At 62.6% G+C, this 25,862-nt stretch carries 25 protein-coding genes; 14 read left to right on the forward strand and 11 right to left on the reverse strand.

Annotated elements, in window-relative coordinates:
* Positions 1 to 8: 8 nt before the first annotated feature.
* Together E2K99_RS06540 and E2K99_RS06545 are read left to right on the forward strand one after the other, a co-directional pair.
* Positions 9 to 623, forward strand: coding sequence for a cytochrome b/b6 domain-containing protein (locus tag E2K99_RS06540; RefSeq protein WP_039788807.1), 615 nt, complete (start codon positions 9 to 11; stop codon positions 621 to 623).
* Entirely contained in the window at positions 620 to 1,405 is a 786-nt protein-coding gene (locus E2K99_RS06545; protein WP_134221716.1) for a molybdopterin-dependent oxidoreductase, read from the forward strand. Before E2K99_RS06540 ends, E2K99_RS06545 begins: the two co-directional genes overlap by 4 nt.
* Positions 1,406 to 1,455: 50 nt before the next feature.
* Here the strand turns inward: E2K99_RS06545 and E2K99_RS06550 are convergent, their stop codons facing one another.
* Positions 1,456 to 2,061, reverse strand: a complete 606-nt coding sequence (locus E2K99_RS06550; RefSeq protein ID WP_134221717.1) for a nucleotidyltransferase family protein — start codon at positions 2,059 to 2,061, stop codon at positions 1,456 to 1,458.
* Positions 2,062 to 2,500: 439 nt separating this feature from the next.
* Here E2K99_RS06550 and E2K99_RS06555 point away from each other — a divergent pair, with 439 nt between their 5' ends.
* Positions 2,501 to 4,048 (forward strand): methyl-accepting chemotaxis protein, encoded by a 1,548-nt coding sequence (locus tag E2K99_RS06555; protein WP_134221718.1) that lies wholly within the window; start codon positions 2,501 to 2,503, stop codon positions 4,046 to 4,048.
* Between the two features lie 98 nt (positions 4,049 to 4,146).
* Here the strand turns inward: E2K99_RS06555 and E2K99_RS06560 are convergent, their stop codons facing one another.
* On the reverse strand, positions 4,147 to 4,779 hold the full coding sequence (locus E2K99_RS06560; protein WP_134221719.1) for a response regulator transcription factor: 633 nt from the start codon (positions 4,777 to 4,779) through the stop codon (positions 4,147 to 4,149).
* A 316-nt stretch (positions 4,780 to 5,095) separates the two neighbouring features.
* Between E2K99_RS06560 and hpaC the strand changes: the two genes are divergently transcribed.
* Entirely contained in the window at positions 5,096 to 5,653 is a 558-nt protein-coding gene (hpaC, locus tag E2K99_RS06565; protein WP_134221720.1) for a 4-hydroxyphenylacetate 3-monooxygenase, reductase component, read from the forward strand.
* A gap of 210 nt (positions 5,654 to 5,863) precedes the next feature.
* Here hpaC and E2K99_RS06570 read toward each other — a convergent pair whose 3' ends face one another.
* The 4 genes from E2K99_RS06570 to E2K99_RS06585 all read right to left on the reverse strand — a co-directional run bounded on the left by E2K99_RS06570 (position 5,864) and on the right by E2K99_RS06585 (position 9,904).
* Entirely contained in the window at positions 5,864 to 6,832 is a 969-nt protein-coding gene (locus tag E2K99_RS06570) for a PDR/VanB family oxidoreductase (RefSeq protein WP_134221721.1), read from the reverse strand.
* 46 nt (positions 6,833 to 6,878) lie between these two features.
* Positions 6,879 to 7,379, reverse strand: coding sequence for an aromatic-ring-hydroxylating dioxygenase subunit beta (locus E2K99_RS06575; RefSeq protein ID WP_134221722.1), 501 nt, complete (start codon positions 7,377 to 7,379; stop codon positions 6,879 to 6,881).
* A 5-nt stretch (positions 7,380 to 7,384) separates the two neighbouring features.
* Positions 7,385 to 8,671 (reverse strand): aromatic ring-hydroxylating oxygenase subunit alpha, encoded by a 1,287-nt coding sequence (locus tag E2K99_RS06580; protein WP_034337649.1) that lies wholly within the window; start codon positions 8,669 to 8,671, stop codon positions 7,385 to 7,387.
* A 66-nt stretch (positions 8,672 to 8,737) separates the two neighbouring features.
* Positions 8,738 to 9,904, reverse strand: a complete 1,167-nt coding sequence (locus E2K99_RS06585; protein WP_134221723.1) for an amidase family protein — start codon at positions 9,902 to 9,904, stop codon at positions 8,738 to 8,740.
* Positions 9,905 to 10,241: 337 nt separating this feature from the next.
* Here E2K99_RS06585 and E2K99_RS06590 point away from each other — a divergent pair, with 337 nt between their 5' ends.
* Positions 10,242 to 11,171: a LysR family transcriptional regulator gene (locus E2K99_RS06590; protein WP_134221724.1), complete on the forward strand. Its 930-nt coding sequence runs from the start codon at positions 10,242 to 10,244 to the stop codon at positions 11,169 to 11,171.
* Between the two features lie 110 nt (positions 11,172 to 11,281).
* On the opposite strand, the gene E2K99_RS06595 is transcribed toward E2K99_RS06590, so the two are convergent.
* Positions 11,282 to 12,340 (reverse strand): porin, encoded by a 1,059-nt coding sequence (locus E2K99_RS06595; protein ID WP_134221725.1) that lies wholly within the window; start codon positions 12,338 to 12,340, stop codon positions 11,282 to 11,284.
* A 339-nt stretch (positions 12,341 to 12,679) separates the two neighbouring features.
* A complete protein-coding gene (locus tag E2K99_RS06600; RefSeq protein ID WP_134221726.1) occupies positions 12,680 to 14,221 on the reverse strand; it encodes a PAS domain-containing sensor histidine kinase in 1,542 nt (513 codons plus the stop codon).
* Positions 14,222 to 14,447: 226 nt separating this feature from the next.
* Between E2K99_RS06600 and E2K99_RS06605 the strand changes: the two genes are divergently transcribed.
* From E2K99_RS06605 to E2K99_RS06645, 9 genes are all read left to right on the forward strand, one after another.
* A complete protein-coding gene (locus E2K99_RS06605; protein ID WP_039788793.1) occupies positions 14,448 to 15,608 on the forward strand; it encodes an acyl-CoA dehydrogenase family protein in 1,161 nt (386 codons plus the stop codon).
* 51 nt (positions 15,609 to 15,659) lie between these two features.
* Positions 15,660 to 16,031 (forward strand): hypothetical protein, encoded by a 372-nt coding sequence (locus E2K99_RS06610; RefSeq protein ID WP_039788791.1) that lies wholly within the window; start codon positions 15,660 to 15,662, stop codon positions 16,029 to 16,031.
* Between the two features lie 2 nt (positions 16,032 to 16,033).
* Entirely contained in the window at positions 16,034 to 16,777 is a 744-nt protein-coding gene (locus E2K99_RS06615) for an SDR family NAD(P)-dependent oxidoreductase (RefSeq protein WP_034334416.1), read from the forward strand.
* 95 nt (positions 16,778 to 16,872) lie between these two features.
* Entirely contained in the window at positions 16,873 to 18,048 is a 1,176-nt protein-coding gene (locus E2K99_RS06620; RefSeq protein ID WP_134221727.1) for an ABC transporter substrate-binding protein, read from the forward strand.
* 132 nt (positions 18,049 to 18,180) lie between these two features.
* The gene (locus tag E2K99_RS06625; RefSeq protein WP_134221728.1) at positions 18,181 to 19,215 is read left to right on the forward strand and encodes a branched-chain amino acid ABC transporter permease; all 1,035 of its coding nucleotides are present in this window, start codon (positions 18,181 to 18,183) and stop codon (positions 19,213 to 19,215) included.
* The gene (locus tag E2K99_RS06630) at positions 19,212 to 21,119 is read left to right on the forward strand and encodes a branched-chain amino acid ABC transporter ATP-binding protein/permease (RefSeq protein ID WP_134221729.1); all 1,908 of its coding nucleotides are present in this window, start codon (positions 19,212 to 19,214) and stop codon (positions 21,117 to 21,119) included. The genes E2K99_RS06625 and E2K99_RS06630 overlap by 4 nt, the downstream gene beginning before the upstream one ends.
* Positions 21,109 to 21,858 (forward strand): ABC transporter ATP-binding protein, encoded by a 750-nt coding sequence (locus E2K99_RS06635; RefSeq protein ID WP_134221730.1) that lies wholly within the window; start codon positions 21,109 to 21,111, stop codon positions 21,856 to 21,858. Before E2K99_RS06630 ends, E2K99_RS06635 begins: the two co-directional genes overlap by 11 nt.
* Before the next feature lie 20 nt (positions 21,859 to 21,878).
* On the forward strand, positions 21,879 to 22,955 hold the full coding sequence (locus tag E2K99_RS06640; protein ID WP_134221731.1) for a ketopantoate reductase family protein: 1,077 nt from the start codon (positions 21,879 to 21,881) through the stop codon (positions 22,953 to 22,955).
* Between the two features lie 38 nt (positions 22,956 to 22,993).
* Positions 22,994 to 23,770 (forward strand): class II aldolase/adducin family protein, encoded by a 777-nt coding sequence (locus tag E2K99_RS06645; RefSeq protein ID WP_034334430.1) that lies wholly within the window; start codon positions 22,994 to 22,996, stop codon positions 23,768 to 23,770.
* 112 nt (positions 23,771 to 23,882) lie between these two features.
* Here the strand turns inward: E2K99_RS06645 and E2K99_RS25835 are convergent, their stop codons facing one another.
* From E2K99_RS25835 to E2K99_RS06660, 3 genes are all read right to left on the reverse strand, one after another.
* On the reverse strand, positions 23,883 to 24,491 hold the full coding sequence (locus E2K99_RS25835; protein WP_134221732.1) for a hypothetical protein: 609 nt from the start codon (positions 24,489 to 24,491) through the stop codon (positions 23,883 to 23,885).
* Between the two features lie 86 nt (positions 24,492 to 24,577).
* Complete coding sequence (locus tag E2K99_RS25840) at positions 24,578 to 25,186, reverse strand: hypothetical protein (RefSeq protein ID WP_240733866.1); 609 nt, start codon at positions 25,184 to 25,186, stop codon at positions 24,578 to 24,580.
* Positions 25,187 to 25,384: 198 nt separating this feature from the next.
* Positions 25,385 to 25,852, reverse strand: a complete 468-nt coding sequence (locus E2K99_RS06660; protein ID WP_134221733.1) for a hypothetical protein — start codon at positions 25,850 to 25,852, stop codon at positions 25,385 to 25,387.
* Positions 25,853 to 25,862 lie beyond the last annotated feature (10 nt).

The raw sequence follows: 25,862 nt of genomic DNA on the forward strand, positions 1-25,862 counted from the left end.
GTGCCGCGATGCCCCGTTCACCCGTTCTTCATCCGCTGGCCGTGCGCATTGCCCACTGGCTCAATGCCGTGGCCATCGCCTGCATGATCAGCAGTGGCTGGGGCATCTACAACGCCTCGCCCATCTTCGGCTTCAAGTTCGCCCCCTGGATGACCCTGGGCGGCTGGCTGGGCGGCGCCATCGCCTGGCATTTCGCGGCGATGTGGCTGCTGGTCGCCAATGGCCTGTTCTACCTGCTGTATGGCAGCTTCAGCGGGCACTTCCGCCGCCACCTGCTGCCGCTGCGCGCGGCCGATGTGGTCAGCGACGCGGTGCAGGCCATGCGCTTTCGCCTGCCGCATCAGCCCGGCGTCTACAACGCGGTGCAGAAGCTGCTGTACTGGGCGGTGATTCTGCTGGGCATCCTGGTGGTGCTGTCGGGTCTGGCGCTGTGGAAGCCGGTGCAGCTGGACTGGCTGGCCGATCTCTTCGGCGGCTTCGACTTTGCGCGCAAGGTGCATTTCGCCGCGATGGCCGGTATTGCTGGCTTCGTGGTGGTACACCTGGCCCTGGTGGCCATCGTTCCCAAGACCCTCATCCCGATGTTCACCGGAGGCCGTGATCACGAGGCCAATGCATCATGAAAGACAAGGAAGACATCAAACCGCCACGCCCTGAGAAGACCGGCAAGATCCTGCTGGCCGACCATCGCCCGGCCCTGCTGAACGTGCAGCGCCGCCTCATGCTGCGCTCGGCGCTCTCGGTGGGGGCGCTGTCCATGCTGTCGGGTTGCGACCTGCAGGACAACGACAGCGTGGACAAGGTCCTGTGGGCCATGTCGCGCTGGAATGACCGGGTGCAGGCATTGCTGTTCCGCAGCCAGAAACTGGCACCGACCTATGCGGCCAGCCAGATCACCAATCCGTTTCCCTTCAACGCCTTCTATGACGAGTTCAATGCGCCCGACATCGATGGCAGCGACTGGAAATTGGAAGTCTCCGGCCTGGTCAGCGACAAGCGCAGCTGGAATCTGGAGCGCCTGCGCGCGCTGCCGCAGGCGGCGCAGATCACGCGCCACATCTGCATCGAAGGATGGAGCGCCATCGGCCAATGGTCGGGCGTGCCGCTGAGCTTGTTCCTGCAGGCGGTCGGCGCGGATCTCACGGCGAAATACGTGGGCTTCAAATGCGCGGACCGCTATTACTCCAGCCTGGACATGCCCACGGCGCTGCATCCGCAGACCATCCTGGCGCTGGACTTCGGCAAGGAGGCGCTGCCCACGCAATACGGCTATCCCTTGAAGGTACGTGTGCCGACCAAGCTGGGCTTCAAGAATCCCAAGCATGTGGTGGCCATCTTCGTGAGCAACCAGAACCCGGGCGGCTATTGGGAAGACCAGGGCTACAACTGGTTCAGCGGGATCTGAAGCGCGGATTCCCCAAGACTGAATCCGGACGGCGGAAACCGGGCGGCAGATCAGCCCCGGTTCTGCCGGAGTCGTTGCAGATCTTCCGGCGTATCGACATCCGCAAAAATCCCCGCATCCTCCACCGCAATCTCCACCAGCGCCGGGCTCTCCAGCAAAGCCCGCGCACCGCGATCTCCCTGCAGTGACAGCAAGGCCGGCAGATGCGACTGCGCAAAGCCGGCCGGATTGCCGCGCCGCCCCTGCATCACCGGCACCACCATCGATGCCCCCGCCGCCAGCGCATCGCGCAAGCGCCGCACGGTGTCCGGCTGCACGCGCGGCATGTCGGCCAGCGCCACCAGCCATGCCGACGCATCAGCGCTCTGCTGCAGACCGCATCGCAACGACGCGCTCATCTCGCGCGGCCCATTGTTATCGGTCAGGCAGACCGTGCAGCCCAGCGCACGCAGCGCATCGGCCAGCGGTCCTTCTCCATGCACCACGGCCAGCACTGGCATCACTTCCAGCAAGGCTGCAGCCGTAGCGGTGGCCACGATGCCGGTGCGGCCATCGTGATGGACGAAGGGCTGCAAAAGTTTTTCTTCGTGCGCGCCGAAGCGGCTACCCCGGCCGGCGGCCAGCAGCAGGGCGATGGGTGGGGAGAGCGTGGACATGGTGCAGGAGGTATCCCGAAACGCGAAGGCAAGCGGCCATTGTGCCCAAGTTTGGTCCGCTGCGTGGCCAAGGATGAGTTGCACTATGGTTGATGTGCCAACAAAGCCCGGCCGGCGCGGCCCTCCATCGCATCGGTACCACAATCATTAATGTTTTATCTTGCATAATGTTTCTCCCCGGCCAATTTGGGTCTATCCTTGTCCGGCAAGGGTTTGCGGGCTTGCGTTGCCGAATTGGCATACCACGTTTCTGCATTTTGATATGGTCGCGATGGCAGCGGGCTCCTAGAATCGAGCGCATGCAAGGCGGCCTTGCCATTTGGCAATCGCTGGCATCGGTCTTGCTGGGGTAGCTGGGGCATCAGGGGGCAAGCCGGGCGGTCGGGGAAAGTCCGTCTACGGGGCGCCATACACAACATGGTTGGGATGGAAAGAAGCAATGATCAAGAACATACGTATCGGCTCGCGCCTGGGGGCGGGTTTTGCCGTGGTGCTGGTGTTTTCCATGGTGGTCGCCGCCGTCGGCATCTGGCGGCTCAAGACGGTCGCGCAGCAGACCCGGCAGATGATGGACGTGCCGCTGAAGACCGAACGGCTGGTGTCGCAATGGAACACGCTCCTACTCATCGCGATCCAGCGCACCACCACCGTGGTCAAGAGCCGCGATCCCGAACTGGAAGCCTTCCTCGCCAAGGAGGCTGCGGCTTCCAGCAAGGAATCCGCGCAGACCCTGAAGGACGTGGAGCAACTGCTCACCAGTGAAGAAGAGAAGAAGCTGTTCGCGGCCATCAACGCGGCGCGCAAGCAGTTCCTCGCCATCCGCGACCAGATCTACGCGGCCAAGAAGGAGGGCGATGCGGCCAAGGTGGATCAGCTCTACCAGCAGCAATACGTCGGCATCGCCAACAACACCCAGGGCGCGATGCGGTCCCTGCTGGATTTCGAACGCGCCCGCATCGATGAAATCTCTGCCGACATCCAGAAGGATGCGGCCAGCAGCCAGTGGCAGATCTTTGCGCTGGAAGCGGTGATCCTGGCCTGCGGCATCGCCTTCGCACTGCTGCTCACGCGCAGCATCACGCGGCCGGTACACGCGGCGCTGGCCATCTCGCAGCGTGTGGCCGCCGGTGATCTGACCTCGCGCGCCCAGCCCATGGGCCAGGATGAACTGGGCCAGCTGGTGGCCTCGCTGCAAGGCATGAGCGAGCGCCTGCATGGCGTGGTCTCCACCGTGCGCCTGGGGGCCGACAGCATTGCCGTGGCCTCGGGTGAAATCGCCAACGGCAACCTCGATCTCTCGGCCCGCACCGAAGAGCAGGCCGGTGCGCTGGAAGAAACCGCCGCCTCCATCGAGCAGCTCACGTCCAGCGTACGCACCAATTCCGAGAACGCGCATCAGGCCAATGACCTGGTCAAGTCGGCGGCTTCCATTGCGGGGCAGGGCGGGCAGGTGATGCAGGAGCTCATCGACACCATGGGCAACATCAACAGCTCCTCGCGCAAGATCGTCGACATCATCGGCGTGATCGATGGCATCGCTTTCCAGACCAACATCCTCGCGCTCAATGCAGCTGTGGAAGCGGCGCGTGCGGGCGAGCAGGGGCGCGGTTTCGCGGTGGTGGCTTCGGAAGTGCGCGCCCTGGCGCAGCGCTCGGCCTCGGCCGCCAAGGAGATCAAGCAGCTCATCGATGATTCGGTCTCCAAGGTCGATGCCGGCAGTGAACTGGTGGAGCGCGCCGGCAAGACCATGCAGGAAGTGGTCGGCAGCGTGCAGGGCGCGCATGCGCTGGTGGGCGACATCAGCACCGCCAGCCGCGAGCAGGCCGAAGGCATTCATCAGGTGAATCAGGCGGTGAGCCAGATGGATGGCGTGACCCAGCAGAATGCGGCGCTGGTGGAACAGGCGGCCGCAGCGGCGAAATCGCTGGAAGACCAGGCGGCGCAATTGAAGCGGGCAGTGGCTTTCTTCGCCTTGCAGGCGGCGTAGGCCAATCAGGTGCAGCGGAAAATAGAGGAAAGGGCCGCAGCATGCTGCGGCCCTTATTTCATGCAGGCTCGGGAACGATCAGCAGGGATCAGAAAGAATCAGGCCGCCTTGAGAAATTCCGGCCCGAAATCCATCAGCACGTCACGCACCAGCGTGGCCGTGCTCTGGCAGCCCAGCTTGTCCTTGACGCTGGCGCGATGCACGTCCACCGTCTTGACGCTGATGTTGAGGTCGCGTGCGATGAGCTTGCTGGACTGGCCCATGATGACCTTCTCCAGGATCTCGCGTTCGCGTGCGGTGAGGGTCTTCAGGCGCGCCTTGAGCTGCTGGCGGCGCTCGCGGGCCTGCATGTTGCCGGCCACGTTCTTGAGCGTCATCTGGATGCGTTCCAGCATCTGCTGCGAGTTGTAGGGTTTTTCCAGGAAGTCGACCGCGCCATTGTGCAGGGCGCGCACCGACATGGGAATGTCGCCATGGCCCGAGACGAAGATCACGGGGATGTCGGCCCCGATTTCCTTCAGGCGATCCTGCAGCTGGAAGCCGCTGATTTCGGGCATGCGCACGTCCAGGATCAGGCAGGACAGGCTGTTGGCGTCATAGGCCTTCAGGAAGGCCTCGGGGCCATCGAAGCATTCGGTCCGGATATTGACCGAGCTCAGCAGCCAGGCCAGCGAAGTCCGAACGGCTTCGTCATCATCGACGATGTAGACCACCGGCGGGTCGGTTTCCATCTGCACTCCTCGTCTCGTCAAAATGGAGCCGGCTTGCACCGGCGCTATTTCCGACCCTCTCGATTTCTTGATGGACTGGTCGGCACAAATCAAAACGTCATGCTTTGACTTATGCAAAAAGCAGGCCTGAAATTCTTGGGATCAGCGACACTGTAACACCCCCGTCCTGACGATGGTCTAGGTATTTTTACCTAGATCGTCTGCCGCAATCCCCTGTGGGGCGGGCATGTGGCACGGATTGCCTGCACCATGGGCATGCCTTAACCTGCTCTCATCGAACGCCGTGCTTCATCGGCGTGCATAACAGGGAGATCCCATGAGCACCACCGCCATTCAAAAAGAAACGCCATCCGCACCCGTGGTGCGCGCCCCCCTTGCTGCCGAGCAACTGGAATTCCGTAATGCCATGGCGCACCTGCCGGCGGCGGTATCCATCATTACCACCGATGGTGAAGGCGGCCGCTGCGGCATCACCGCCTCGGCCGTCTGCTCGGTGACCGATACGCCGCCCACGATCCTGGTCTGCATCAATCGCGGCAGCGCCATGCATGACGTGTTCAAGAAGAATGGTCGCCTGTGCGTGAACGTGCTCTCGGATGAGCTGGAACAGCTGGCCATGCACTTCTCCGGTGCCACCAAGGTTCCGATGGAAGAGCGTTTCGGCTGGGATATCTGGGAAGCACCGGGCGAACTGGGACAGCCGGTACTGGCCGACGCGCTGGTCAAGCTGCAGGGGCGCATCCGCGAATTCAAGGAAGTGGGCACGCACTCGGTGATGTTCGTGGAGCTGGCCGAGGTCGAGGTGAACGAGAAGAAGGACAGCCTCATTTATTTCAATCGGCTGTTTCACAAGGTCAAGCGTACGGCGCTCTGAGATTCTTTCCTTGGAGTTAAAGATGAATGCCGTTCAGCGCAATGCTGAACGGCATTCATGCTTTGCGGGGGTGTTTTTTCGTTTTAAAAAACCGTTCGGACTGAGTAGCCGCGCAGCGGCGTATCGAAGTCGCTCCGGTGTGCGCGCCTTCGATACGCGGCGAAGCCGCTACTCAGTCCGAACGGAATGAGTTAGACGTCAGTGAGACTGTCAGAGATCCAGCACCAGCATCCCCGACCTCGCCCTTGATACACAGGTACAAATCTGGTCATTGGCCGCCTTCTCCTTCTTGGAGAGGCAATTGTCGCGATGATCCGGCTCGCCCTCCAGCAGCGGTACCACGCAGGTCCCGCAGATGCCCTCGCGGCAGGAGGTATCGATGACGATGCCCTCGCGCGCCAGGATGTCGACGATGGGAATGCCCACCGGGATCTGCACCACCTTGCCCGAGCTGGCCAGCTTCACTTCGAAGGCGCCATCGCCGCCGCCAGCACCCTGCGCAGAAGCAGCAGGGGCCACCGGTGCAGCAAAGTGCTCCAGATGAATCGCCTCCTCGCTGCGGCTGGCTGCTGCACACTTGACCACCGCATCCATGAAGGGAGCGGGGCCGCAGGTATAGACGTGGGCGTCCTTGCTGCCGGCTTCAAGGCACACCGTGAGGTAATGCTCCATCTGCGCCGGCATGACCGCATAGTGGAAACGCACCTGCGCGGCGAAGGGCGCGTTCTCCAGCAGATCGGCAAAGGCCGCATGCTCGCGCGCGCGCACGAAGTAATGCAGCGTGAAGGGCTTCTGTTCGGCCCACAGGCGATAGGCCATCGCCAGCAGCGGCGTCACGCCGATGCCCGCGCCGAAGAGCAGGTGCTCCGGTGCGCTGGCATCGAGGGCGAAGAGGTTGCGCGGCGTGCCCACTTCCAGTTCCATGCCCGGCTTGACCGCATCATGCAAGGCCGCCGAGCCGCCACGCGACGCCGGTTCGCGCTTGACCGCGATGGTGTAGCCGCAACGGTCTTCCAGCGGACCGCACAGCGAGTATTGGCGCATGATCCCGGTCGGCCCGGTGACGTCGATGTGGGCCCCCGGCTCGTAAGCCGGCAGCGGGGCGCCATCGGCGCGCACCAGGCGGAAGGAACGGATGTCGCCGGTTTCATCGGTGAGGGTGTCTACGATCAGTTTCATGAGGCCAATACTCGTCGGTTCAATGTCGAAAGTGCGGTACGTCAGCTCAGAGCAGGAAGCCCAGGGCGTTGAGGCTGTCCATGGAGTTGATCAGGCGGATTACTTTCTGCTCGATCTTCGGACCCTGGGGCGTGAAGCGCAGGCGATGCGTGACGTTGGCCACGAACATCGTGTGCTGCTGGCGCTTGTAGCCCACCAGGACCTGGGCCGAGGTGATCTCCACCAGTTCCTCCGACAGGTGCACCGGCACGAAGCGCGACACGGTGCGCACGGTCGCTGCCGCATCCACGGCCGACATCGCGTGGCCCGACGTCAGGCGCTCGATGCGGATCTTGCGCATGTGGGCATTGTCGTAGGCGTAGTTCAGCGAGGCCGCGTAGTCGGTGGTGTCGGGATCGATGGGCACCACGTAGTAACCATCGTCGGTCCACAGGGCTTGCCAGGCGGCATAGTCCTTTTTGTCCAGAAGTTCAGCTTCTTTCCAGATGAAGGCGATGGCACGCGCCATGGGCGCGGGGATGCCTTGCAGGGTGTCGTGTTGGTTCATATCGGTCATTTCTCCATCATCTTTTTCCACATGGCATAGGCTTCGCGCATGCCGGTTTCATCGGTCGAGTGCGACACCTTGTCGCCGTTGTCGTCCACCCACTCACGGTTCAGGCCGCGATTGACCAGGATGGGCGCATTGCGGCCGGCGTGCGAACCGGCCTGCACGCGTTCCCAGGCTTCGGCGTCATCGGGGCTGCCGAAACCGAACGGGCCCTGGAAGTGTTCGTGGATGCGCAGGCGTTCGCGGTTGGCGATCTCCGGTCCGCCATCCATGCCCAGGGCCACGTGGCGGATCTGGGTCTCGCCCACCGACACCGGATGCAGCACCCGGAAGAAGGACATCGACATGGCCACGTTGGGGAACAGGTTCAGGTTGAAACCGGCGCCGTGCAGCGAACGCACGATGCGGCGCACCTGTTCCGGCGGCATGGTCTTGGAGAGTTCCTCGGTGACGTGGGCGAAGCGCTCCTGCAGTTGTTCGCTGCCATCGTCCACATCCAGGTCCACGTGTTCCGGCACCATGATCATGACGCTGTGACCATTGCCCAGCGAGCGGGTGATGGACTGGTCATCGGTCATGAAGGACAGCATCTCGGAAGTCTCTTCATCGACCGACGACAGGAAGGTCTTGTGCACCACCGGGAAGTGATAGCCGTCGGTGGTGTTTTCCAGCTGGATCTTCCAGTTGCCCTTGAAGCTGAACTTGTGCTCGCCCTGCACCTTCACGGGGAAGCCTGCGCCTTGCTTCATGAACAGGTCGATCCACTTCTTGGCATGGCCGAGGAAGTCCGACAGCGGTTCGATCTCCTGGTTGAAGGAGGCGAAGATCATGCCGTTGTAGCTCTCCGCACGCAGGCTCTGCAGAGGCAGGTCGGCCTTTTCGATGACGTCTTCGTAGCCTTCCGGATAGGGCAGGCCGCGCAGCTTGCCGTCCAGGCCATAGGACCAGCTGTGGTAGGGACAGGTAAAACCGGTGGCATTGCCCTTGTGCTTTTCGCACACGGTGGCGCCACGATGGCGGCAGCGGTTTTCCAGCACGTTGATCTTGCCGGTCTTGTCGCGCACCACGATCACCGGCTGGCGGCCGATCTGGGCAGTCTTGAAATCACCGGGATTCTTGATTTCGCTTTCATGCGCAACCCAGATCCAGGTCTTGTAGAAGATCTTGTCCATCTCCGCTTCGAAGATGGCCGGATCGGTGTAGAGCGAAGGATCCACCACCGCATCCTGTACCAGGTCGGCATAGGATGAATCGGTCTTGCGCGGGTGGAAGCGTAGCGGTGCGTTCATGGCTTTCTCCAGTGGCTTGCAGTCGTTGTCAGTGTTGATTGGGCGAGCTTGTCGGGGCAGTGCGTGTCAGGGGCGTTGCGTGAGTGCCTGTTCCAGATGCAGGCCCAGTGCGCAAATGCGTTCGTCATCGCCCTTGCGGCCGACCAGTTGCAGCCCGGCTTTGAGCGAGCTGCCGGCCATCGGCACCGGAATGCTCAGGGCCGGATGGCCGGACAGGTTGAAGGGCCGCACCAGCGAGGACAACATCAGCACCGAGGCACCCTGGCGGATCGCTTCCAGCGTCGGCGGCAGCGACGGCAGCGTCGGCAGCAACAGCGCATCGGCGTCGGCCAGCGCGGCGTCGACTTCGGCGCTGAAGGCGGCACGCACGGCTTCGGCCTGGGCCACCGCGTCATCGGTGGTGGCGGCGGCGGCCGAGAGGCGCTTCTCGATATCGGCGCCCAGTTTTCCCAGGCCCAGCAGGTGGCCGAAGGCGTCATGCGTTTCGCGGTTGATGAGGGTCATGCCGGCTTCAAACGCGGCGTGCATGTGGTGCGGGGTCCAGGCATCGCCCGTCCAGCCGCTGGCGGCGAAGGCGGTGGCGACGGCCTCTGCGATCTGGGGATCAGCTTGCACCGTCACCAGTTTGACGCGGGCCTGTGCTACCGCTGCGGTAGCAGCAACGCGGTCAAAACCGGGCGCGATACTGGCCATGGCGCTGATGATGAGATCCATGCTGCGCGCAAAGGGGCCCACGCAATCCAGGCTGCTCACGGCCGGATAGGCCCCGGCGCGGCTGACGCGGCCAAAGGTCGGTTTCAAGCCGATCACGCCGCAGCAGGCCGCGGGCAGGCGGATCGAACCCCCGGTGTCGCTGCCGATGGACATATCCACCAGCCCCGCGCCCACGGCCGAGGCCGAGCCGCTGGAGGAGCCGCCGGTCATGCGGCTTGCGTCCTGCGGATTGACGGCGGTGCCGTTCCAGTCATTGATGCCGGTCATGCCGTAGGCCAGCTCGTGCATGTTGGCGCGGGCGGTGAGCTGCCAGCCGGCGTCGAGCAGCTTGCGAACCACGTCGGCGTGCGCTGCAGCCGGCGGCGCGTCGGCCAGGGCGGCGCTGCCGCCGCAAGTGGGCTGGCCGGCGATGTCGATGCAATCCTTGATGGCCACTGTCGGGCCGCTGCCACCGAGGTGAAAACGCGAGAGCAGGGCGTGGCCGGTGCCGGGGACGGTGCGTGCTGAAGCGTTGCTCATCCTGCCGCTCCCAGGCAGGCGATGCGCGCCTGCTGCTGCAGGGCGGCGAGGGCGGCCTGGCCATTGCGCTTGCGCGGCGTCGGCAGGGGAGATGAAGAAGTTGGCTGGGGGCTCATGGCGCATCCGTTCAAATGGGGCCGACCAGGCTGGCAATCCACGTCGGGCGCGGCATGCAGGCGGTTTCCTTGGCTGATGTGAAGCATTCTAAAAGTCGCCTTAAAATAGATCAAATTGATGTAAAATATTTTTCACATAAGCGGCATGGATAGTGATCGCCGCTTTCCTTGATGTGACTCATCGGGCCCAGGCCCCCGCGCGACCCCCTCCGGAGACTGCTATGGCGACCTTCAACAACATGGACCTGAACCTGCTGCGGGTCTTCCAGGCCATTGCCGACGAACGCAGCTTGACCCTGGCCGGCAACCGCCTGCACCTGTCGCAGCCCGCCGTGAGCTATGCGCTCGGACGGCTGCGGCAGATCTTCGATGACCCGCTCTTCATCCGCACCAAGGAGGGCATGCAGCCCACGCCCGCCGCGCTGGAACTGTCCAAGCCCATCAACCGCGCGCTGCAGGCGGTGCAGGATGCGCTGCGCTATACCGAGCGCTTCGACCCGGCCGCCAGTACGCGCGTCTTCCGCGCCTCGATGACGGACGTGGCCGAGATGATGTTCCTGCCGCAGCTGTGCGAGCTGCTGACCGCGCAGGCCCCGCAGACGCGCCTGCAGGTGGAGCAGGTGCCGCCGGCGCATCTGGAAGAAGCGCTGCGCACCGGCCAGCTCGACTTCGCCTTCGGCAATCTGCCCGCGCTCAAGGCGGTGACCTGTCATGAACTGCTGTTCCGCGAAACCTATGTCTGCATGATGCGCAAGCGTCCGGCCCTGCCTGCGCGTGAACAATTGGCGCTCGACGAATTCCTGGCGCTCTCGCACGTCCTGGTCGAGTCGGCCGAGAGCAGCCATCACCAGGTCGAGAATTCCTTCCGCAATCTCGGCGTGCAGCGCAAGATCAGCCTGTCGATCCCGCACTTCACCGTGCTGCCGCGCATCCTCGGCAAATCCGATCTGGTGGCCACCGTCCCGGCGCGCATCGCCAAGCTTTTCCACAGCGAGCACCCGGACGTATTCCTCTCCTACGAACTGCCGGTCAAGCTGCCGGCGGTGGACATCACCTTGCACTGGCATCCGGCCTTCGATGCCGACGCCGGCAATACCTGGCTGCGCCAGATCGTCATCGACATGCTGCAGAGCTACGGCCGCAGCAGCTGATCCATTGCGCCGGAAAGCAGAAGGCCCGCCAACGCGGCGGGCCGTTCTCCTTGCCTGCGGGAAGACCACCGGATGTCGGCGGCGGCCTTCCCTCCTCAAGTAGCCCGTGCTCAGAAGCGGTGACGCATGCCCAGGCGCAGCGCGCTCTGGTTGCCGGTCGACGACTGGATGCCGCCACCGAAGACCGGATACGCGTTGTAGCCCTTGTCGCGGTCATAGACGGCGCCCACGTACAGGTCGGTACGTTTGGAGATCTTGTAGTCCACCGTCGCCACCAGTGCCTGGGCATTGCCCACACCCTGGTTGCGCTTCTGGAACTGGTAAGCGGCAGCCAGATCCCACAGCGGTGTCAATGCATAGACCGTGCCCAGTTCATAGGTGGTGGCCTTGGCATTGGTGTCGGTGTTCTTGACCTGGGTGATCACGCCGAACGGTGTGAAGGCACCGATCTGGTAGCGCGCACCGCCGCCATAGATGCGGGTGGCGGAAGCGCCGCTGCTGCTCTTGATGTCGGTGTAGGCGAGCGCGCCGCTGAAGGCACCGCTGTCGTACTGGCCGGTGGCGCTGACGGTGCGGCCGGCATTGTTGTTGCCGGCCACTTCACCGAGCCCGAGCATTGCGCCAAAGCTGAAACCGCCGAACTTGGCGCTGTTGACCTTGATGGAATTGTTGGTGCGGTCGCCGGCATAGATGTGGTTGTTCAGGGCCGTGCCGTGCGCGGCATCGGCATGCAGGCCCCAGCCGAAGGAGCCGGCCGGCGACAGTGCGCCCATCGCATACTGGCCACCGATGTTGGCCATGAAGTCGTACTGGCGACCCACGCTCAGCGCGCCCCAGTCCTTGCTGCCCAGGCCGACGAAGGACTGGCGGCCGAACAACAGACCGCCTTGTCCCAGGCTGCCGTCATCGGCACCGAAGCCGGTTTCCAGGGTGAAGAAGGCATTCAGGCCACCGCCCAGATCTTCCGTTCCCTTGAAGCCGATGCGGCTGCCCTGAGCGATGCCGCTGTCCATGCGCAGCAGCGACGCGCCGCCGCCGCCGGTCTTGGCGGCGTTGGAGTAATAGGTCAGGCCGAGATCGATCAGGCCATAGATGGAAACGCTGCTCTGTGCATGTGCCATCCCCGTGCCGGCCGCGAGCAAGGCGGCGGCCAGTAGTTTCTTCTTCATGTGACAAGGCTCCCTGTGGTGTTGCAGTGTGATGGTCGCGCTCTGCACCGGGTGAGGCCGATGCCGGGCGGCGAACGCAGCCGGTAGATGTGGAAGGTCTGCGTGGCGTGCATGACATGTCGTCATGTGGGGCCATCATAGGAAGCGCATTTGCGCCAGATCAAATTGATGCAGCGGATAGATGGAATAAGCCCGATTCATGCACCGGACAGATAAGTCGCCGACTCTCGAATCCGGTGCATGAATCGGCGCGATGACGGGATAATCGTGCAGAACTTCACCACGCGAGTGCGTGCGATCACCAAGGCGGCGCGTCGCCCGCGCGGACTAAAGGAATCCTTAGTTGTGGCGTTCCACCAACGGCAGCGTGAAGCAGAAACGCGTGCCGCAGCTTTCTCCGGGTTGTGCCCAGATATCGCCGCGATGGCGCGCAATGATGTTCTTGCACAGCGCCAATCCGATGCCGTTGCCGCTGACCTTGGAAGAAAAGAAGCCATCGAAAAGCCGTTCGCGGTGGCCGGCATCGATGCCGCGTCCCTCGTCGGCAACGGTCAGCAGGGCATTGCCGGCACTGCGCGCGGTGCTGATGCGCACATGTCTTGCGCCCTCGGGAAAGGCCATCATTTCCTCGATGGCGTTGAAGGCGAGATTCAAGATCACCTGGCCGATCAGCACCTTCTCGCAGCTCACCACCAGCGGCTGCGTACCCGGTTCGATGTGCAGGTGGACCTTGCCTTCGGCGGCCTTCATCTCGATGAACCAGCGCACTTCCTCCAGCACGGCGTTGAGGTCGATCAGGCCTTCGCTCTGCTCCAGCCGCACCACGTATTCGCGCACGCTCTTGATGATGGTAGCGGCATGGTCGACCTGGCGTCCGGCACTCTCCAGCCCCCACACGATCTGTCCGGCCTGTTCGCGCAGGGCCTCGCTCTGTTTGATGCGCAAGACCGAGCCTTCGAGGAAATTGCGGATCGCCGCCAGCGGCTGCGACAGCTCGTGCGCGATGGCGGTGGCCATCTCGCCCATGGCATTGTGGCGCGCCAGGTATTCCAGCGAGGCCTGGTCGCGGCGGCGCGCTTCCTCGGCTTCGACCTGGTCGGTGATGTCGTGGAAGTGCAGCAGGTGGCCCTTGAGGTCGTTCTCGATCTCGATGTAGCGGCACACCGCGTGATGCCAGCGCACCAGCCCATCCTTGCGCACGATCTGGTAGCGCAGCGGGAAGCTGATGGCATCCGGCAGCGCCAGCGTGAGCAGCTCCAGCAATTCGTCGCGCGAGTCGGGCAGGCATTGCTCGACGAAATTCTTCGGCGGGTTCTGGCCCGGCCGCACGCCCAGCAGCTTGCGGCCGGCGTCGCTCAGGTACTCGATGCCGCCATCCGAACGCAGCACCGTCACGCCTTCGTCGGAGTCCTGCATGAATTCCTTGAGGCGGCTCTCCAGCTTTTTCATCTCGCGCCGGATCTGTTCCTCGCGCGCAATATCGCGGAACTGCACCATGATCACATCGCGTTCGGTCAGCGGCACCAGCGTGGCAATCGCCTCGGAGAGAATCTCGTCGCCGTTCTTGGCGCGGTAGCACCACTCGACCATGTTGCTGCCGTGGAGCACCGCATCGTGCAGCCACTTGCGGCCGATCTCGCGGCGGTATTCGTGCGACTGCCGGCTCATGTCCGGAGCTTTGAGCGGCAGCAGTTCTTCCAGCGTGAACCCCAGTACCTGGCAGGCCGAGGGATTGGCCCAGAGGATGGACTTGGTCTGGGCGTCATGCAGGATGATGCACATCGGCAGTGCTTCCATCATGCGGCGGAAATCGTCCAGCCCGAAGCGGATGCTGTCATCCGGCAGGGCAGGGGAAACTGGGGCAGCGGTTTGTTCTGGCATCGCTCGTCTCTGTCATCGCTTCATGATCTGCAGGACGGTGTTTCCTCCATGGATGAGTTCACGCAGGGGAGGGCGCACCGGGTTTGCAGTTGGGGAATGGCACTAGGGGTTTTCTTTAGAAGGCTTCACCTATTCCCCTAAAAAAGCTGCAGCGCTCCCGATTGAACCGGGATACGCCGCTCCCTACACTCGACTTCATTCTGATGCAAGCCACCTGGAGAATGCAATGTCCGTGATGGAGAACCCGGCCGCGCTGGCCGCCCGTGAAGAAGATGCCCTGGTCCCGCTGCTGGCCGAGATCCGTGCGCGCCGCGAGGAATTCGCCGCGCAGCGTTTCGTGCCCAAGGATTTCATCGCGCAGTTGAAGAAGGCCGGTGTCTATCGCGCCGCCACCCCGCAATGCTTCGGCGGCAGCGGTCTCTCGCCGATGGGTTTCCTGCAGATGATCGAACGCATTTCCGTCGCCGATGCCTCGGTCGGCTGGGTCGCCAGTTTCGGTTCGGCCTCGGTCTACCTGGCCGCCCTGCCCAGGGAAACGCAAGCCAAGCTGTATGCCAAGGGGCCGGACCTGACCTTCGCCGGCGGCCTGTTCCCGCTGCAGCCGGCCGAGCAGGTCGAGGGCGGCTGGATGGTCAATGGCACCTGGAAGTTCGCCAGCGGCTGCAAGGGCGCCGATGTGCTGGGTGTGGGCATCGGTGCGGCCGTGCCCGGCCAGGCCGGTTCCAAGCCGCGCACCGCCGTGCTGCCGCCGGAGCAGGTCGAGATCATCGACAACTGGGACGTGATGGGACTGGTCGGTACCGGCAGCCATGACCTCAAGGTGAGCCAGCAATTCGTCCCCGAGGAATGGACCTTCATCCGTGGCGGCGTACCCACCATCGATGAACCGCTGTACCGCTATCCGACCATCGCCTATGCCGCGCAGGTGCTGGCCGTGGTGAACCTGGGCGTGGGACGCGCCGCCATCGACGAGATCAACCAGATGTCCGGCGGTCGTGTGGCCATTACCGGTGCGCCCAAGCTGGCCGACCGTTCCTATGTGCGCATCGAGGTCGCCAAGGCCGAAGCCAAGTTGCGTTCGGCGCGCGCCTTCCTCTACGACGCCACCGGCGAAGTCTGGCATTCCATCCTCGCCGGCAACCCCGTCACGCCCGAGCAGGTCAGCTTGCTGCGCCTGACCGCCGTGGAAATCGCCAAGGTCGGCAATGAAGTCACGCAGGCCATGTTCGGCCTGGCCGGTACCACCGCCATCTACAGCAACCACCCGCTGCAGCGCTACCTGCGCGATGCCGCCGTGGTCAAGCAGCACGCCTTCCTGGGCGAGGGCATCTATGACGGCGCCGGTGCAGTCACGCTGGGCGTGCCGCCGATGCCGGGCTTCCTGTAAGCCGCCGCGTCCTTTCTTTTTTCGATTTCAAGTTTTCAGTCCGGAGCCCTCATGAGCCAAGTCCCAAGCAATGATAAAGAACCGCTGCGCGTCCTCTTCTGTGTCGGCGTGACGCAAAACTTCTTCGACCTGCCCGCCACCGAGACCGGTCCGGTGTGGCAGGCCTATGGCCAGATGATGACGGCACTGGCCACCATGGACGGCATCAAGGTACTGGGCACCATGGACGATGATCGTCTCATGGTGGGCAAGTCCGACGATGCGCCGTGGACCTTCTACATCATGGCCGACGTGGCCGATCTCGATACGGTGGTGGCGGCCTGCAACCTGTTCCGCACCACCATGGTCGGTGAACACCGCCTGTGGAAGTACGGCAAGATCGAAGCCCGCGTGGGCCGCGCCCTGATCATCCAGGGCGCCTGATCATGGACAAGAAGATTGCCCTGGTCACCGGTGCCGCACGCGGCCTCGGCGAAAGCATCGCGCGCAAGATGCACGCCGCCGGCTACAAGGTGGCGCTGGCCGACATCGACCTGGAACAGGTCTCGGCAGTGGCCGCCAGTCTCGATGCCAGCGGTGCCACCGCCATGCCGCTGGCGCTGGACGTGCGCCGCAAGCCGGACTTCATCGCCGCCTGCGACGCCATCGAATTGCGCTGGGGCGGGGCGGCGGTGCTGGTCAACAATGCCGGCCGTTCGCGTGTGGCGGCGTTGATGGAGATCACTCCCGAGGAGTGGGACGAGGTCACCGCCATCAACATGAAAGGCACGTTTCTTGCGTGCCAGGTGTTCGGCAAACGCTTCGCCGATCGCGGCTACGGACGCATCATCAACATCGCCTCGCTGGCCGGGCAAAACGGCGGTACCGCCACCGGTGCGCACTATGCTGCGGCCAAGGGGGCGGTACTGACCCTGACCAAGGTCTTTGCGCGTGAACTCGCAGGCGCCGGTGTGACCGTCAATGCCATCTCGCCGGGCCCGCTGGACCTGCCCATCGTGCGCGAGATCGTGCCGGCCGACAAGCTGGCCGCGACCATCGCCACCATTCCGGTCAAGACGCTGGGCGAACCCGATTTCATCGCCGATGCGGTGCTGCTGCTGGCTTCGCCCGATGCGGGTTCGGCCACCGGGGCCTGCCTCGACATCAACGGCGGGCTCTACATGCGTTGATGAAGATCGGCCTGGTGCCGATGCCAGATTGCTGTCCCAGATCGGTGGCGGCGTGGGGAAGCCCGCCATCATCTCAACCAACAAGGGAGAAACACATGCTGCACAAACGCCTGATTGCCACCGCCGCCACCGCCGTTCTGGCCGCTGCCGGAACCCTCGCCAGCGTCGCCGGCAATCCTGCCTTTGCCCAGGTCAAGATCGGGGTCGTGACCTCCTCCACCGGGCCGGTCTCGCTGGTGGGCATTCCGCAGAAGAACACCGTGCCGCTGCTGCCGGCCAAGGCCGGTGATCTGAAGATCGAATACATCTCGCTGGACGATGCCAGCGATCCGACCAAGTCGGTCACCGAAGTCAAGAAACTGATTGCCGAATACAACGTCGATGCCATCATCGGCCCCAGCGGTTCGCCCAATGCCATGGGCGTGATTTCCTTTGCGGCCGAAGCCGGCGTGCCGATGCTGGCCCCGGTGGGCACGGCGGCCGTGGTGCTGCCGATGACGGAGCAGAAGAAGTGGGTCTTCAAGACCACCCAGAACGATGACCTGATCGCCAGCGCCTTGGTGGCCCAGATGGTCAAGACCAAGGTCAAGACGGCCGGCTTCATCGCCGTCAACGATCCCTTCGGTGAGAACTGGGCCAAGGTCTTCACGGAGCTGGCAGCCAAGAACAACATCAAGATCGTGGCCAATGAGCGCTACCAGCGCACCGATACTTCGGTCACCGCGCAGACGCTCAAGATCGTCGCTGCCAATCCGGATGCCGTGCTGGTGGCGGCCCCGGGCGCGGCCACCGTGCTGCCGCAGACCACGCTGTTCGACCAGGGCTACAAGGGCAAGATCTACCAGACCCACGGCGCGGCCTTGCCGGCCTTCCTGCAGCTGGGCAAGAACAAGGTCGAGGGCACCATCCTGGCCGCGAGCCTGATGCTGGTACTGCCCGAGATCGCGGACAGCAATCCCTCCAAGAAGGTCGCCACCGAGTACATCGAGGCCTACAAGAAGATGTACAACACCGTGCCCGCCACCTTCGGTGCCAACGTGTATGACGCCGGTCTGCTGCTGGAGAAAGCCATTCCTGTGGCCGCGAAGAAGGCCAAGCCGGGCAGCAAGGAATTCCGCGCCGCCCTGCGCGATGCACTGGAAAGCACCAAGGAAGTGGTCGGCACCCAGGGCGTCTACAACATGAGCCCGGCGGACCACAGCGGTTTCGATGAACGCGGTCGTGAGCTCATCACCGTCAAGGGCGGCAACTGGACCCTGCTCAAGCCGTAAGGACCACGCCTGCTGCGCCGGTCCGGCCTCCACGCCGGGCGGGCGCAGTGTTCCACCTCCACCCGCATCCCGAACCTGGCGCGTCGTTCCCGGCTGGATGGCAGCGCGCGCCGGCTCCACAAGGAAGTCGCAATGAATCTCCAAATCGTGGCGCTGCTGGGACAGGACGGCATCACCAACGGTGCCATCTATGCGCTCTTGGCGCTGTCCATCGTCCTGGTCTTTACCGTCACCCGTATCCTCCTGATCCCGCAGGGCGAGTTCGTCTCCTTCGGCGCGCTCACCATGGGCATGATGCAGAACGGCCAACCGCTCACCGTCGCCTGGCTGCTGGTGGCCATGTGCCTGGGTGCCTGTGCCTTCGATCTCTACGACATGTGGCGTACCAGTCGCCGCCGCCCCAGCCTGTGGCTGCCGGCCAAGCTGGTGTATGCGGCGGTCGTGGCAGGACTGGCCCTGAATCTCAACTTCGCCACCTTGCCCATGCTGGCGCAGATCGCCATGACCTTGCTGCTGCTGGTGCCGATGGGGCCGCTGATGTACCGCATGGCCTTCCAGCCCATCGCCTCGGCCTCGCCGCTGGTGCTGCTGATCGTCTCCATCGCCGTGCACGTGGCGCTGGTCGGCGTGGCGCTGCTGGTGTTCGGCCCCGAAGGCGCACGCACCGCGCCCTTCACCGAGGCCAGCCTGGAGCTGGGCAGCCTGCGCTTTTCCAGTCAGGCGCTGTGGGTGATTTGCGTGTCGCTGCTGCTCATCGTCGGGCTGTTCCTGATGTTCGAGCGCACGCTCTATGGCAAGGCCTTGCGCGCTGCTGCGTTGAACCGCATGGGCGCGCGCCTGATGGGCATCTCGCCGGTGTTCGCGGGCAAGGCCATGTTCCTGCTGGCTTCACTCATTGGCGTGATGTCGGGCGTGCTGATCGCGCCCATCACCACGATCTACTATGACTCCGGCTTCCTGATCAGCCTGAAGGGCTTCGTCGGTTCCATCATCGGCGGACTGGTCAGCTATCCGGTAGCGGCCATCGGCGCACTGGCCATTGGCCTCATCGAATCCTTCTCGACCTTCTGGGCCAGTGCCTACAAGGAAATCATCGTTTTCGTGCTGATCATTCCCATCCTGCTATGGCGTTCTCTGTCGACCCGTCACGTGGAGGAAGAAGAATGAAACCCGCTGCCTCCACCTCTTCTTCCAAACGTCTGGTGGCGCGCTTGTCCTCGCGCGCGGCGTTGGGCCTGTTCGTGGTCCTGCTGGCGGTTGCGCCCTTCGTGCTGCCACCGTTCACCATGACCTTGTTGAATAACATCGGCCTGGCCTCGCTGGTGGTGCTGGGACTGGTGCTGCTGACCGGTGTGGCCGGCCTGACCAGTTTCGGGCAGGCGGCGTTCGTCGGTCTGGGTGCCTACTTCTCGGCGGCACTGTCGGCCAAGATCCTGCCGCTGCCCGATGCGCTGCTGTGGATGCAATCGCCCTGGGTGGCGCTGGTGGTGGCCCTGGTGCTGACGGCCGTGCTGGCCTTTGCGGTGGGCAGCGTCACGCTCAAGCTCTCCGGCCACTACCTGCCGCTGGGCACCATCGCCTGGGGCATCAGCCTGTATTTCATCTTCGGTACGCTGGAGAGCATGGGCGGGCAGACCGGCATGTCGGGCATTCCCTCGATCACGTTCTTTGGCATCGCGCTCAGTTCCGACCGGGCCATGTTTGGCCTCATCTGGGTGGCCGTGCTGCTGGGCGTGGCGGCCCTGAGCAATCTGCTGGATTCGCGCGAGGGCCGCGCCATCCGTGCGCTCAAGGGCGGCATCGTGATGGCCGAGGCCATGGGCATCAATACGGCGCGCATGCGCATCGTGGTCTTCGTGATCGCCGCCGTCCTGGCGGCTCTGTCGGGCTGGCTGTACGTGCACATGCAGCGCTTCGTCAATCCCTCGCCCTTCGGGCTGGGCTTCGGCATCGACTACCTTTTCATGGCGGTACTGGGTGGGGCCAGCCATGTGTGGGGCGCGGTGCTGGGCTCGACCTTGATCGTGGTGCTCAAGGAATGGCTGCAGGGCATCCTGCCGGTGGTGCTGGGACGCTCAGGCAATTTCGAGACCATCGTCTTCGGGCTCCTGATCGTGGTGCTGCTGCAGCGTTCGCGCGATGGGCTGTGGCCTTACTTGGCCCGCCTGGTGCCGGTGCGCAGCCGACGGCTGGAGATCGATCCGCAAGCCGAAGCCCTGCCGCGCCGTCCCATGCCTGCGCCGCAGGAAGTGGTGCTGGACGTGCGGGACGTGACTCGCAAGTTCGGCGGCCTGGTGGCCAACAACAACATGAGCCTGAAGGTGATGGCCGGTGAAGTGCTGGCCCTGATCGGTCCCAACGGGGCGGGCAAGTCCACGCTCTTCAACCAGATTTCCGGTGTCGATACACCGACCTCGGGCAGCGTGCAGTTCCGTGGCCATGAGGTCACCGGTCGCGGTTCGCGTCACATCGCCGGGCTGGGCATGAGCCGCAGCTTCCAGCACGTGCGCCTGATGTCGCGCATGACGGTGCTGGAGAACGTCGCCATCGGTGCCTATCTGCGCGGCCAGCGCGGTGTGCTGTCGTCCATGCTGCGGCTGGATCGCCAGGAAGAGGCGCGCATCCTGGCGGAAGCGGCGCGCCAGATCGAACGCGTCGGACTGAAGGCGCAGATGTTCGAACAGGCCGGCGCGCTGTCGCTGGGTCAGCAACGCATCCTGGAAATCGCCCGCGCGCTGGCCGCCGATCCCTGCCTGCTGTTGCTGGATGAACCCGCAGCGGGTCTGCGCCTGGGGGAGAAGCAGGCGCTGGGCGACCTGCTGCGCAAGCTGCGCAGCGAAGGCATGGCCATCCTGCTGGTGGAACACGACATGGATTTCGTGATGGAACTGGTGGACCGCATCGTGGTGATGGACTTTGGCCAGAAGATCGCCGAGGGCTTGCCCGAAGAGATCCAGAACAATCGCGCCGTGCTGGAAGCCTATCTGGGCGTGGCCGACGAGGAAGAGGGCGCCGCAGTCGAAGAAGGCGCGGGCAAAGCCATCGCAGCAGGAGCACATCATGGGCAATAAGGTATTGGAAGTACGCGACCTGTCGGCGGCCTATGGCAGAGTGCAGGTACTGTCGGGCATCGACCTGTCGGTGGAGCAGGGCAAGATCGTCACCGTGATCGGCCCCAATGGCGCGGGCAAGACCACGCTGCTCTCGGCCATCATGGGCGTGCTGCCTTCGCGCGGGGCGATGGCGTTTGACGGCACCATCCGCCACTCGCCCGAGGTCGAAGAGATGGTGGCGGCCGGCATGACCCTGGTGCCGGAGAAGCGCGAGCTGTTCTCGGAGATGAACATCGAGGACAACCTGATGCTGGGGGCTTTCCAGCGTTACCGCACCGGCCAGCGCGATTACGCGGCGACGCTGGAAGAGGTCTATACGCTCTTCCCGCGCCTGCGTGAACGCAGCACGCAACAGGCCGGCACGCTCTCGGGCGGCGAGCGCCAGATGCTGGCCGTGGGCCGTGCGCTCATGGCCAAGCCGCGCCTGTTGATGCTGGACGAACCCAGCCTGGGGCTGGCACCGCTGATCGTGCGCGAGATCTTTCGCATCATTGCCGAGCTGCGCCGGCGGGGCGTCTCCATCCTGCTGGTGGAGCAGAACGCGCGCGCTGCGTTGCAGGTGGCTGATTATGGCTACGTGCTGGAGAACGGCGAGATCCGCATGCACGGACCAGCCAGCCAGTTGGCCCATGACCGCCGCGTGATCGAGGCTTACCTGGGCTTGTCCGGCAAGCATCAGGACAAGCTGGCCGGCTGATGTCTTCTTCCCTGAATTCCATGAAACAAGAAACTTCCTCTTCTCCTGTGCCAGCACCGCTGCGCATCTGCATCGCCGGCGCCGGTGCCATCGGCGGCACCCTGGCTGTGCGGCTGTCGGCGGCCGGGCATCAGGTCAGCGTGTTGGCGCGCGGCCAGACGCTGCAGGCCATCCGCGAGCGCGGCCTGACTTTGCATGACCTGCACGGAACCACCCACGCCCGTCCGGCGGCCAGCCAGTTGCCGGAGTTCGGTGTTCAGGACGTCGTTTTCCTGTGCGCCAAGAGTCAGGACATGTCAGCCCTGCTGCCCCAGATCGCGCCCATGGTGGGCGAAGAGACGGTGGTGATTCCGACCAACAATGGCGTGCCGTGGTGGTATTTCCACCGCGAGGGCGGGCGCTTCGATGGCCAGGCCGTCAAGGCTGTGGACCCGGATGGTGCGCTGTCAAACGCGGTTGCGCTGGACCGGCTGATTGGCAGCGTGCTCTTCATCACGGCCGAGGTCGAGAGCCCCGGCGTGATCCGCTCGGTCAATCCGCACCTGATGGTGCTGGGCGAACCTTCCGGCGAGATGAGCGAGCGGCTCATGCGAGTGCGTGAAGCGGTGGAAGCGGCCGGCATCGAAGCCCGCGCCACGGATCGCATCCGCGACAAGCTGTGGACCAAGATCATCGCCAATATCAGCACCAATCCCCTGTCGGTCATCACGCAGGGCACGCTGCAGCAGTTGTACGGCTTGCCGGAGCTGCGCGAGGTGGTCAGCCAGATCATGCGCGAGACCTTGCTGGTGGCCTCCAGCCATGGGGCGCGGGTGGATATCGATCCACTGACCTTCCTGCAGCTGGGCGAGGCCATGGGGGCCTTCCGCACTTCGATGCTGCAGGATCTGGAGCGCGGACGGCCACTGGAGCTGGCGGCCATCGGCGATGCGGTGCTGGAGATGGCCGAGCGTTATGCCATCCCGATGCCGATCACGCGGGCCATCGTGTCGCTGGCGCGTTTTCGCGGGGAGGCGGCGCAGCAGCAGACAGGGCAGACAGGACAACAGAGAGCGCAGCAGACACAACAACCGCAGCCGACGGCACGGGCCGCCTGAGCGCGATCACCTCATTTTCGGATTCAGGAGTCAAATCGATGAATATCATGCAATTCAGCTATGGCGCAGATAAGCCATCCCACTGCAGTGACGAAGAATGGGCGCTGCGCATCCAGCTGGCGCACTGTTACCGGCTGGTGGATTACCTGGGCTGGACGGAGATGATCTTCAACCATATCTCGGTGCGCGTGCCGGGGCCGGAGCATCATTACCTGGTCAATCCCTTTGCGCTGAACTACAACGAAGTGACGCCGGCCAACCTGCTCAAGGTCGGGCTGGATGGGCAACTGGCCGAACCGTCGGACTACAAGGCCAATCCGGCCGGGTTTGCGCTGCATAGCGCCATCCACGGTGCGCGTGATGATTTGCGCTGCGTGATCCATACGCATACCACGCCGATCTCGGCGGTGACGATGAAGAAGAGCGGCTTCGAGCACAACGATTTCTATGGCGCGCAATTGTTCGGGCGCATCGGCTATCACGAGTTCGAGGGGATTACGCTGTTTGCGGAAGAGAAGGAGCGCATGTTGCAGAGCCTCGGGGACAAACACATTCTGGTGTTGCGCAATCACGGGGTGGCGGTGTGCGAGAGTGATATCCAGCGCGCCTTCTTCCTGCTGTGGACGGTGCAGCGGGCCGCCGAGATCCAGGTGGCGGGACGGTCGATGGCGGGCGAGGATCAGCTGTTGCCGGATGCGGTAAGGCAGAAATGCGCGGACCTGACGCAGCAGCTCATTCGCAATGACGGGTTTGCGGTGATTTTCTTTGAGGCGATTGTGCGGAAGATGTTGAAGGGGGTTTATCAGGTGGGTTGATTTTTGGGATGGATCATTGGGGCGGCTGGGCTGGGTAGATCTGGAAAGCTAAGCGTTGGTAAAGGCAAGTGCGGCCGCCCTTTGTTCAAATTCGCAGCAACTCTTTCGGTGGTCACTGACTGGATTTGTTTTTGATCCTGTTTCCTACCTGGAGCCATAAAGATTTTATGTCCGAGATTCGCGCCTTCTGTTTGCGCCTCACATCATCGGAAAGATGAAATATGCTGTAAATGAATACGCCCTCACGCAGCTGGTAATAGGCACTGTGACAGGTGTTGGTTGGTCGATACCCAATTCCATCACACAGATTGCAATCAATCTCGGCGGCATAATTCTTGATGGGGTGGATGATAAACGGCGTCATTGGATAGATGAACATCGGGGTGACGCTCCAGTAGCCAATCTCTTCTTTACTGCGGTCACCCCAATGTTCTTCATCAGGTACTTCGTCCCATATGCCCATGTCGAAGCGCACTTCTTCACTAGAAGAAATGCAGAAATTGCCAAGCCATTTTTTTCTCTCTTTGGACAAGAAGACCGTGCAATACGTATCGCCGGACTTGGTATTCCATGGAGATGGCTTTTTAGAGATGGCCCATGTGTTGGGGATGTTCATGACTTTTTTCACCAAGGTCAGATCGCCGGAAGACAATGTTGCAGTCTTGCCGGAATTCATTAGTAAGACCCCGAGAAGGAGCAGGTAGTAATTGGACGCTTTCATTTAGTTTTTGATTGCTGTTGTTGATGAGGACTGCCAAGAAAGGCTGGATCGACAGGAGAGAGTTGCAGAGCCTGCTGAATGCGGTATCAGCGGCTGGATTTTTTTCTTACCTTATTCCCTACCTGAAGCCATAGGGCACGGATGTCAGAAATTTTTACCTTTTGCTCGCGCTTCACGTCGTCCGATACGTGAAACAGGCTGTAGATGAAGACGCCTTTTCGCATCTCATACAGAGCGGTGTGGCAAGTGCTGGTAGCGCGATAAACGGGACCATCCTCCATGTAGCAGTCCGATTCTGCGGCGTAGATCTTTATCGGTTTCAAAATAAACGGGGTCATTGGGTAGATGGAGAGTGGCGTTACACGCCAGTAGCCGACTTCGTATCGGCTACGATCAGCCCAGTCCTCCTCTTCGGGAACTTCATTCCTGATGCTCATGGCTTTGATGAAATCCTTGTTTGACGTGAGGCAAAGTTCTCCAAGCCACTGATTTTTCTTCCGTAACGAAAATACCGTGCAATAGGTTTCTGGAAATTCCTTTCCTAGTGGAGCCATATTTTTTTTGACATGCCATGCGGGTGGGATATGCAGACCTTGCTTCAGTAGGGCTAAATCTCTCGTAGAAATCTCTTTCGCCGAAACTGAGGGGGGGAACGCCGCGAAGAGTGTGAAGAAGAGAATCCGGGTTCTGATCATGTTGTTTATTCGTTAGTATGGTCTGCGCCCGCTTCGTCTCTTTCAAGCACACAGCCAGTTGCAGCCGGCATATATATTTTCATGCTGTCGACCCTGGCCGCTGCTCGGAAAGGGGATGTTCTCAAGCGGAGAGTGATTTTTTCTTTGCACACTGCTAATTGGTATTTGGAAGTTTTTTGATTTTCTTTCCGACTCGCTTCAGTTTGGGCCGGATTTATTCTCGATCTTCTTGCCAACTTGAATCCATAAATTTCTAATGTCCGAGACATAGGCTTTACGCTGACGCTTCACGTCATCGGAAATATGGAAGATGCTGTGCAGAAAAACGCCTTCGCGCAACTGATAGAAGGCAGCATGGCAGGTGCTGGTTGGCCGATTCCCTCGCTCATCAAGACTACAATCCACTTCGGCCTCATAAGTCTTTATCGGGTCGAGGATGAATGGCGCCATTGGATAGATGAACATTGGCGTGACAATCCAATAGCCGACTTCGTATTTGCTTCGGCCGGCCCAGTCTTCATCTTCAGGGCGTTCGTCTCGAACACCCATGGCGCTGATGAAATTCTGGTTTGACGAAAGACAGAGTCGTCCCAGCCATTGATTGCTCTTCCGTGAGTAAAATTCGGTGCAGTATGTTCTCGGATAGTCTTTTCCGAGTGGAGCCATATTTTTTCTG

It is taken from the genome of Herbaspirillum huttiense, assembly GCF_004367745.1.
In the GTDB taxonomy this organism is placed as follows: Bacteria; Pseudomonadota; Gammaproteobacteria; order Burkholderiales; family Burkholderiaceae_D; genus Herbaspirillum; species Herbaspirillum huttiense.

Excerpts from the sequence above, each read along its gene's own strand:
- E2K99_RS06540 (WP_039788807.1), top strand. The coding sequence starts at position 9 with ATGCCCCGTTCACCCGTTCTTCATCCGCTGGCCGTGCGCATTGCCCAC.
- E2K99_RS06545 (WP_134221716.1), top strand. The coding sequence starts at position 620 with ATGAAAGACAAGGAAGACATCAAACCGCCACGCCCTGAGAAGACCGGC.
- E2K99_RS06550 (WP_134221717.1), bottom strand. The coding sequence starts at position 2,061 with ATGTCCACGCTCTCCCCACCCATCGCCCTGCTGCTGGCCGCCGGCCGG.
- E2K99_RS06555 (WP_134221718.1), top strand. The coding sequence starts at position 2,501 with ATGATCAAGAACATACGTATCGGCTCGCGCCTGGGGGCGGGTTTTGCC.
- E2K99_RS06560 (WP_134221719.1), bottom strand. The coding sequence starts at position 4,779 with ATGGAAACCGACCCGCCGGTGGTCTACATCGTCGATGATGACGAAGCC.
- hpaC (WP_134221720.1), top strand. The coding sequence starts at position 5,096 with ATGAGCACCACCGCCATTCAAAAAGAAACGCCATCCGCACCCGTGGTG.
- E2K99_RS06570 (WP_134221721.1), bottom strand. The coding sequence starts at position 6,832 with ATGAAACTGATCGTAGACACCCTCACCGATGAAACCGGCGACATCCGT.
- E2K99_RS06575 (WP_134221722.1), bottom strand. The coding sequence starts at position 7,379 with ATGAACCAACACGACACCCTGCAAGGCATCCCCGCGCCCATGGCGCGT.
- E2K99_RS06580 (WP_034337649.1), bottom strand. The coding sequence starts at position 8,671 with ATGAACGCACCGCTACGCTTCCACCCGCGCAAGACCGATTCATCCTAT.
- E2K99_RS06585 (WP_134221723.1), bottom strand. The coding sequence starts at position 9,904 with ATGAGCAACGCTTCAGCACGCACCGTCCCCGGCACCGGCCACGCCCTG.
- E2K99_RS06590 (WP_134221724.1), top strand. The coding sequence starts at position 10,242 with ATGGCGACCTTCAACAACATGGACCTGAACCTGCTGCGGGTCTTCCAG.
- E2K99_RS06595 (WP_134221725.1), bottom strand. The coding sequence starts at position 12,340 with ATGAAGAAGAAACTACTGGCCGCCGCCTTGCTCGCGGCCGGCACGGGG.
- E2K99_RS06600 (WP_134221726.1), bottom strand. The coding sequence starts at position 14,221 with ATGCCAGAACAAACCGCTGCCCCAGTTTCCCCTGCCCTGCCGGATGAC.
- E2K99_RS06605 (WP_039788793.1), top strand. The coding sequence starts at position 14,448 with ATGTCCGTGATGGAGAACCCGGCCGCGCTGGCCGCCCGTGAAGAAGAT.
- E2K99_RS06610 (WP_039788791.1), top strand. The coding sequence starts at position 15,660 with ATGAGCCAAGTCCCAAGCAATGATAAAGAACCGCTGCGCGTCCTCTTC.
- E2K99_RS06615 (WP_034334416.1), top strand. The coding sequence starts at position 16,034 with ATGGACAAGAAGATTGCCCTGGTCACCGGTGCCGCACGCGGCCTCGGC.
- E2K99_RS06620 (WP_134221727.1), top strand. The coding sequence starts at position 16,873 with ATGCTGCACAAACGCCTGATTGCCACCGCCGCCACCGCCGTTCTGGCC.
- E2K99_RS06625 (WP_134221728.1), top strand. The coding sequence starts at position 18,181 with ATGAATCTCCAAATCGTGGCGCTGCTGGGACAGGACGGCATCACCAAC.
- E2K99_RS06630 (WP_134221729.1), top strand. The coding sequence starts at position 19,212 with ATGAAACCCGCTGCCTCCACCTCTTCTTCCAAACGTCTGGTGGCGCGC.
- E2K99_RS06635 (WP_134221730.1), top strand. The coding sequence starts at position 21,109 with ATGGGCAATAAGGTATTGGAAGTACGCGACCTGTCGGCGGCCTATGGC.
- E2K99_RS06640 (WP_134221731.1), top strand. The coding sequence starts at position 21,879 with ATGAAACAAGAAACTTCCTCTTCTCCTGTGCCAGCACCGCTGCGCATC.
- E2K99_RS06645 (WP_034334430.1), top strand. The coding sequence starts at position 22,994 with ATGAATATCATGCAATTCAGCTATGGCGCAGATAAGCCATCCCACTGC.
- E2K99_RS25835 (WP_134221732.1), bottom strand. The coding sequence starts at position 24,491 with ATGAAAGCGTCCAATTACTACCTGCTCCTTCTCGGGGTCTTACTAATG.
- E2K99_RS25840 (WP_240733866.1), bottom strand. The coding sequence starts at position 25,186 with ATGATCAGAACCCGGATTCTCTTCTTCACACTCTTCGCGGCGTTCCCC.
- E2K99_RS06660 (WP_134221733.1), bottom strand. The coding sequence starts at position 25,852 with ATGGCTCCACTCGGAAAAGACTATCCGAGAACATACTGCACCGAATTT.